The sequence below is a fragment of the Lysinibacillus sp. UGB7 genome (assembly GCF_049058285.1).
In the GTDB taxonomy this organism is placed as follows: domain Bacteria; phylum Bacillota; class Bacilli; order Bacillales_A; family Planococcaceae; genus Lysinibacillus; species Lysinibacillus sphaericus_B.
Window position 1 is genome coordinate 1 of sequence record NZ_JBMGUV010000064.1, and the last position, 8,449, is coordinate 8,449.

An 8,449-nucleotide genomic window follows, 5' to 3' on the forward strand; every position below is an offset into this window, starting at 1 on the left:
CCTTTCCATTGCAAAACTTTTTTTTCTAAACAATCAATTGTTGTCCCCATTTAATATAGGATTTCCCTTCAGAGTCCTTTTCCTTGGAAAGTAACATTTTGATTAAGTCAAAATCTATACCGAATTTATCTAAGATTTCTTGTTCATCTATCGTTTCATTTTTCATAAAATTATTTAGTTTTTCCTTCGCAATTATTAACTGCAGCATATTGGATTCGATACTGTTCTCAACCGTTACAAAATGTACTTCTTTTTGTTCCTTAGAGGTATACCGAATAAACCTAGCAAAAAACTGATGCATTGATGGATAGTTCCAAAGCATTTCAATAAGAACGATGCGGTTAACAAAGTCTATGTTCATACTACTAGATAAAGATTGCTGCGTACAAATCAATATTCCACGTTTAGACATTTTCAGTTCTTTAATTATCGACTTTCGACGGTTTAGTGAAACCTTATCTCCAGTAATAACAAAGATCCTTCTATCAGGGAAAGCTTCTTTTATGAAAGAATGATAATACTCTACAGTCTTTATATGAGTACACCCAATTACAACATAATCATCATCCCAATTTTTAATCATTTCTAGCGTTCTCACGGCTTTTGAAGGTATCTGCTGCGTTTTATACTCCTTGAACTCTTGAGGGTTCACACAAGCCTTCAATAAACTATTTAACTGCTGGATAATTCTTAGCATTGAGTCCTTTCTAGTATTGCCAGTTGTATTGAATAAATATGTTAATTTGTAGAACTCCTGAACCACAATTCTGTATAATTCATGTTCCATCGTATTAAACTTTACAGTATTTTGAATTAGTTTATATATATCCTTTCCAGATACTTCTTCAAAAGTACGAGTAATCATTGACTTATTAATTAAATCATTTAAAAATGACGTATTATATATATCTTGATTTAACTTACCAATACCAAAAACGGTAGCTCGTTCAGGAGAGAATGATCTTTTAAAATGAGTGTGCCCTTTTTTGTAAGGTGGAAATGCAATCCTTAAATAAGGATTCGCACTTTCTTTTAATTCCCCTGTTTTGCGGTCTTCTACAGTAATTGTAGGGCTTAAGGATAGCATATGTCTTGAATTGTTATAGAGTAATTCAAAGGCTGTGAAGCTCTCTGGTATGCTATTCCTTGTACTTGTTGCACTCATGAGTTGTTTGATTTTCACTCGTCTAAACACATTTAACGTAGCCTTTGTTCGCTTTGATGTTGGGTTACTAATTGCATCAGCCTCGTCTAAAAGAAGCATTATCTTTTGGGATTGTAGCTTCATAAAACGCTTAAGGTGTTTTTCATATTTAATGAGCATCCCGAAAGTAAGAATAACAATTTGGCCTCTTTGAATTTTATTAATATCATTCAGTTTAAAAATTCGGATATAATCGAACCCATAATTCCCTAATATATCATCCCAGTTGTTATTAATCGCGATAGCTGGAGCAACTATAAACGCATTATGGATTTGTTTCTTTTCTAAACGATATTTCATTTGGGCTACAGCTGAAACACTCTTACCTGCACCCGTTCCCCATTGAAGATAACCATACCGCTTCATAAGCATTTTTGCAGTATCCTCTTTTTGTATCTCATTTAAGCGTATTTCCTCGCCGTTAGATAGGTCATTAATAATAAGCTCATTTAACCACTCAACAATACTTACATGTGGCTTAACGCTGCTAAATGGGACTTCTTGTTGTTCATGAGCTCTTCTTTTTTCATCAAACAATTTTCGATACGTTTGCTCAGCAAATGGATACTTTATAGTACCAAATAAAACTGAAGGTAGATTTCTAGCCTTTAGTTGTTTTCGATCCTTGGCTGTATATGCTTTATATTTTAATCCCACTTTAGTTTTAACTACTGTAATTGGCCGCGTTTCTTCAACCTTGTGCTGTTTCTTTAGAGTTTGACGTAGATAACTTAAAACCTTATTTTCAGTTACCTTTTTTTGTTGCCACTCTTTATCATCCATATCTTTAGGCTTTTCTTGGGTGTTCAATCGTTCAGCGTATGCCACACAATTAGCATAATTCTTTAGGAGTCTTGGGTGCCTTTTAATATCAAACAACAGCTTATTTTTCTTAAACTCATACTCTGAATTACCTTTGTGGCGATTCTCCAAACCGATTTTTACTCGTACTTCTTTAAGTTGCTCTTTTACTGGTTTCATTACTTTTTCGTAGATGTCAGTTGCATCGGTATATGGCAAAAAAACATCGTGCTGATACGGACGAATCGGAAGATGTTCACTTTTCTTTTGGAATAGCATAATCTTCGTAGGATATTTTGCAACGCCTAAAGAAGCAAATGCATCATCAGAAACACTAACTTGGCCAATAAAATAAAACATATTATTGATTTCATTTATCATTCCACCATCCGAAAAGTCATCTGCAAGAAAACTCTTTGGCACAATTAATCCCATTAGCCCTCCTGCTTTTAATAACTCATAAGACTTCATGCAATAATACAATTGAGACAAGTATTTATTTTCTCCAACTTTCCATTGCAGATTAAATGGTGGGTTCCCTAATACAATGTCAAATTGCACTTCGCTTTTAAAATATCTAATATCCTGGTTAGTTAGTGTTGCTTTACTATATAAGAAGCGAGCCACTTTGAAGGCTTTTAAATCAATTTCATTGCCATAAACATTTAACTCATTTGGTAGAAAGTTAAAGAAACTTCCCATCCCTGAAGTTAGGTCAATAACAAGATCAAAATCAGTCGGTCTAATACACTCAACTAAAAATTGTGAAAGTACCGCTGGTGTGAAAAATTGTCCATTTTCAATTTCCTTTTTGGCCTCTGAAAAAGCATGATACGAATTAAAACTATTAAATTCTAACTCATGAAGCCCGCCATCACCCGTATAAGCGTTAAAAATATCTTCATGCGTTATATTAAATTTATTTGTCTCGTTATTATCGATAAGGTATAAAATTTTATCATTAAGTGCCTTTCTTTGGCCTTGTGGTATTAGTTGATTTGTATTTTGATATTTCATCATAAACCTCCATAAATAAAAACGAAGAAGCCTAAACTTCTTCGTTTTAACGATTAATATAAATATTCATTTTTAAATATTTCAGCATTTTCATGGTCACTAAAGACTAATTCAATCTTCCCGTTTTTAAATATCTTGATTGACTCTAAATAATTTACGCCAAGTTCATATTTTGAGAAAATATCGTATTCCTTAGACCCTTTACGCAGTTCTTGATAAATACTACTCAAAGACCAATGCATCTCTACTGTTCCATAAATAAAATGGGACAATGCTAAAAAGAGTGGTTTAACCCGTTTGTCATCATAACTAATCTCTTTCCTGTCATCTGAACAATATGAATCCCACCATATACAGTCAATTAATGCTAGCTTACTTTTGGTGATTTGAAGATTATTTTTGTTGTAGATAATATTTCTGCTAGCTGCCTTGATTTCTTCAACTGCCTTGTCTTTAAACGACAGACCACCTAGTTGTTCAAAGATTTCCTCTAAAATTACTGAAAATGATATAGAATTTTCATCATTTTTTTCTTCGATATTTGTGTAGGACAAAGATACCTTGTGCCTTCTTTCGAAAAAATTCGTGATTCTATAAACAAATTCTTTGTAAATTGAGGCCAACCTACTTTTAACCTTATTTAGATCTTCATGGTTACATAAGAAACCCTCTGCTCTATCGATATCGTTATTTTTTTCACTATACTTATCGTATAGGATTGTCATTTCATCAAGGTATTTCTTTAACATATCTCTAGTTTCATAAAAAATCATTTCTTGTCTTTTACAAAATTCCACTTCATGCTCACTAATTCTTTGGTCTACAGATATATCTATAGCGTTGAACTTATCTAGTAAAGTTAACTTTGGCGCTTCATATACTGTTTCATTTGGGTCATTATCGTCTAACCCAAAAAGTAATAATTGACCTGCGTATTTTGACATTTAAATCAATCACTCCTAAATTTTGCTTCTAGTTACCTATAAAAATAAAAGAGATTGTCTATTAAATAGGCAATCTCTTAAAACGATTATTAAACTCGTGTTTTTAAACGTTTATAAAAATCAAAAGGAATATATCTATGTCCAAATGCTAAAATAATAGTGTTTTTAATTTCTGGATACACTACTCTCATATCCTCATCTCCAGGCTTTTCTGGATAGGGACTTGAGAAATGGTACGATTTAAACCCTTTTAGTCTAAATTGTAAATCGTCACCAATTTCACCATCTTTAAAAATATCTTTGATAGCCATTATTACAGACACAATTACTTCCTTGAATTCTTCTTTATCACTAAACACTTGAGCTAAAGCAAATACATCTAAAGCTAAGTGTTGAGGATCCATTTCTATTCCATTTATGGCAGCAATGTCATTAATTGCTGCAACCATCAAATCACGACTAATCATTTATATCTGAGCCCCACGTTTCTATAAGCTCATCTAATTCATTAATAGCTTTTGTAGTAAGTTCTTTTCCACTGACAGGAACCATTTCTTTTACACGTTGGCCATAAAGATGATCCATTCTTAATTTTTCATTTTCACGTAATAATTCTTCGTATTGATCTTTTAAGGAATTTATCTCTTCAATTAATGAAGGTATTAGGTCCGGTCGATTCAATTGTGCTACAGTATCTTCACCAGAAACAACTTCGACTGTGTGAAATTGCTCAATTAAAGGTTGCCACATCTTTGTATTTCTTAAATTGGAAATAGCAATTCGGTTTCCTTTGGGAAGTTCTTCTTTTAACTCTGTGATATTAATATTAGTTTTTTTATCCTTTAACTCTAACATTTTTTTCACCTTCTTTTCTTCTGCCATTGTGTATTTCCTCCTTATCATACAATGTTGGATATTTTTGTACAAATAATTGAACAAAAATATCCCTTTAAGTATAATATGCACCACGACAGAATAAATTAAACTTTTTTCATAATTTTCCGAAAAATATAAAATTATCTTTTAGATAAGAAATAGTTAGCTATTGGCTGAATAATAACCTTTGCTAAGAGGGGTGGAACTGCATTTCCTATTTGTTTAAATTGTCTTTCCAAAAGTGTATTATGAGAGCTATTTCTTTTCCCTTGTGAAAATTCATACCAATCAGGGAAAGATTGAATACGAGCCGCTTCTCTGACTGATAAACGTCTATTATGATCACCTTCGAATTCCCATTTTGAACCGTTAATTCGTTTCATTGGAAGTCCACTAGGATGCATAGGAGCCTGTCGAGCTGAGGCTTGTATTGTAAAAGATTGGTCATCCCAATCTTTTTTTCTATTACGAGACATATACTGACTTGAGTAAGAACCCTCATAGTACAGGTTTGAATTATCATTTAGTTCTCCTATACACTCTTTTAGTGTTACATATGGTAAACCATTGCCCCCATGCGTTTCGCGTGGAAAAACATATTGAAATGGAATATCATTACGAACACCGACGATTATTACTCGTTCCCTTAATTGAGCTACACCATAGTCACGTGCATTAACAACTTTCGTGTAAGTTCGATAGCCACAATCTTTAAAATCCTGCTCAATTTGAGCAAATACTTCCCCTTTTTGAAGAGTAAGCATACCAGGTACATTTTCTGCAATAAAAAAGCTAGGTTGTGCCTCTTGTAATGCCCTGCAGCAATGTACATAAAGATAATTTCTCTCATCTTTTAAATTCCTTGGTCCAGCTGAACTAAAACCTGGGCACGGAAAACCAAAAGAATATATATCCGCAATAGGAAATGATTGTAGATGCCTTATGTTCGCACACTGAATTGTTGTTTCTGTAAAGTATTTAGCATATGTCTCTAGAGCCTCATAAAAAAAGTCTAGAGCATACACTGTCTTAAATAAGCTCCTGCCACGTAAAGAATCAAATAAATTCTTATCATGGATGTCGATTCTTCTACTTAGAACCGCTTCAATGCCGGCCCATTCAAATCCTACTTCAAATCCTCCAGCACCACAGAAGAGAGATACCATGCTAACCTTCTCCGCATGGTATGCCGGTACTAATGGTGTTACGTCTTTCTTTGTTTGTAACTCATTTTCTACTAATAACGTAAATACTTCTTTAACTGATAAGTTTTCAGTCATTGCCTTAACCCTTTTCGGTTGTTTTCACAAACGAAAAAGGATAAGAATAAATCGTGTGTTGAAAGTGACGAACTTCCTCAACTGACTCTAAAAATGGTCAGTTTACTCCTCACTTATCTTTTTACTTCAACAAAGCATTTCCGTACCCCGTTGTCTCTTGCGTCACTAAGAGAAAGTAATCAACGACTACTTAAAACCTGCTTTAGCAGGACTCTAAAGGCATGACTGCATTTTGAAGATACATTTCACTCCCCCTTTTCATTTTCTCTTGAACGAACAAATAAATATTTCTTATAAAAATCCTTGTGGATTATTAGAAATAAAAGCGGTTGCCTTTAAAAGTTCATTCAAGGTTCGGATATAAAAGTTGAAATATCCGTTAAATTTAATATTTGAGAACGACAAAAAAACACTTTCTCAAATAAAAGTTCAGACGAATCCCTAAAAAGAATCGTTAGAACACTCATTAAGAAAGTGTTTAGAAATTGCTCTACCGTTTGGTTGAGCATAATAGTCATTAAATCAAATATTTATTTAATTTAACATATAAGAAATTAAGCGTCAACCATACAAACAATGGTCTTCCTTCAAATTTTCCTAGTCCAGTTTACATCTAATAACACATTATCGAATACAATATAGCTCTCTCCATCTTTTAAAGATAGTATATTATCACATTCCTTTTCATTTATACCGAATTGTTTAATTAAGTGTTGTTTCCTAAGATGCTCAGATTTTACCACTGCATATTTGGAAAACTGACTCCACAATTCATTCCTAGAATTTTGACTTATAGTATTTATCCTTTCCTTAGATTTTATAATTATTTATCATTCTCATTTTTGGACGAAAGGTAATATTAAAAGAGAGGTTGTCTACATTACATTAGTAGACAACCTTTTTCTAGCTTAGAATAGTTCTGCTTTTGTCAATGTATTCAATAACACTTTAGCCATTTGAGCGCGTGTTAAATGTTTTTATCAAAATCAACTTGGCCAGTTAACTTAGAATTACTTGAAACATCTTCAGAAACAATTACTTCGATTTCCTTTAATAAATTTATTACTTCTCCAGTTTTAACATATTGATTTTCATCTTTTTGCTTAGCTTCAGTCTCCTCTATAGTTGCGATAAAAAACCCCATTAATGTCATGGTAATTGCTATTAAGATTCCTTTTAATTTTTTCATTTTACATTCCTCATTCCTATAATTTTTAAAAATGGCCAAAATAAAAAAGGCTGCCTTTAAGTCGATAAACGACTCAAAAACAACCTTTTAATATTTTGAAATATTCATTTTAACCTTAGTTTTACAGTAAACTTCCCCCTTTTTCATTCCATAAAAAAAACGCATTTCACCTAATAAATAGGAAAAATACGCATAGATACCTGCACCAAAAAAATAACTTCATCAACATTTCCTACTCACAAAAATAATATGGGGAAATGTATCTCAAATGACTTCAAATTGTTCTTAATCTGCTCACCGCTGGTGGGATTTAAACAAGTTTCATAATTCAATAACTAGCTATATTCTAGCATAGAAATACCTAAATTCAATGTAATAAATTGTTAATTAGAATGCAGCAGAAAATACGAAAGGTGTAACTAGATATATGTTATTGGCAGAGTGGAGTATTAAATTTACCTGCAGTTATCCTGTGTCTCTTTTAATTTCTACCATTGCTTTATTTAATATGATTTCATGCCGATCAATTGATTCGGCTGAAAGCAAGTCTAATAAGCGTACACAAATATGGTACGCCCCATTTTTAAGGGTTTTTCCTTTAATTAATAGACCCTGTAAATATTTAATATATACTCTATACACTTCCCCTTCTTTTTGCTTGAGTTTTAATGCACGTTTAATAAGCAATGCTAACGTTGTCCACTCGGTTTTAGCATTTCGTCCTTTTCCTAGAACACGCTTTATTATTTTGGTTGTTTTCTTCAAAACAACATTTAACGTACTTGATGGTATATTAATAGATTCACAGATTTTAGCTTGTGTACTTGTAATAAATATATCTTTATCATCCTCTGACTCCCTCTGTGTGTCTTCAATAAAACGAATTAGGTCTATTTCCCATTCTTCAAAATGCACACGTTGACGATCCTCTCGAGCTTTTTTATGTTTATACCAATATCTACTTTTACTATATTTTTTCATAGTGTTTCCATCACAGTATAAATCATAAAAACTGTTTATATATGCTTTACTGGCACCCTGATATTTTCCTGAATAGGCACTTTTAATTAAATTTAAAACTTCTCTATTGTTCAATGGGGTTTTCAAGTTTGAATTATATTGATCTATAATGTCGTAT

Annotated in this window: 6 protein-coding genes and 1 pseudogene; all 7 read right to left on the reverse strand. The window is 32.4% G+C overall.

Annotation, left to right across the window (positions count from 1 at the left end):
- Nucleotides 1-25 precede the first annotated feature (25 nt).
- Nucleotides 26-3,022 carry an N-6 DNA methylase gene (locus ACOMCU_RS27575; RefSeq protein WP_421052230.1) on the reverse strand — a complete coding sequence of 999 codons (2,997 nt, stop codon included), beginning with the start codon at nucleotides 3,020-3,022 and terminating at the stop codon, nucleotides 26-28.
- A gap of 53 nt (nucleotides 3,023-3,075) precedes the next feature.
- Nucleotides 3,076-3,966, reverse strand: a complete 891-nt coding sequence (locus tag ACOMCU_RS27580) for a hypothetical protein (protein WP_421052231.1) — start codon at nucleotides 3,964-3,966, stop codon at nucleotides 3,076-3,078.
- A gap of 89 nt (nucleotides 3,967-4,055) precedes the next feature.
- Nucleotides 4,056-4,433: a hypothetical protein gene (locus ACOMCU_RS27585; RefSeq protein WP_421052232.1), complete on the reverse strand. Its 378-nt coding sequence runs from the start codon at nucleotides 4,431-4,433 to the stop codon at nucleotides 4,056-4,058.
- Nucleotides 4,426-4,848: a hypothetical protein gene (locus ACOMCU_RS27590; RefSeq protein WP_421052233.1), complete on the reverse strand. Its 423-nt coding sequence runs from the start codon at nucleotides 4,846-4,848 to the stop codon at nucleotides 4,426-4,428. Before ACOMCU_RS27590 ends, ACOMCU_RS27585 begins: the two co-directional genes overlap by 8 nt.
- 134 nt (nucleotides 4,849-4,982) lie before the next feature.
- Nucleotides 4,983-6,122, reverse strand: a complete 1,140-nt coding sequence (locus ACOMCU_RS27595; protein WP_421052234.1) for a DNA cytosine methyltransferase — start codon at nucleotides 6,120-6,122, stop codon at nucleotides 4,983-4,985.
- A gap of 967 nt (nucleotides 6,123-7,089) precedes the next feature.
- Entirely contained in the window at nucleotides 7,090-7,311 is a 222-nt protein-coding gene (locus ACOMCU_RS27600) for a hypothetical protein (protein WP_421052235.1), read from the reverse strand.
- Between the two features lie 465 nt (nucleotides 7,312-7,776).
- A pseudogene (locus tag ACOMCU_RS27605) lies at nucleotides 7,777-8,449 on the reverse strand (hypothetical protein); the annotation flags it as partial.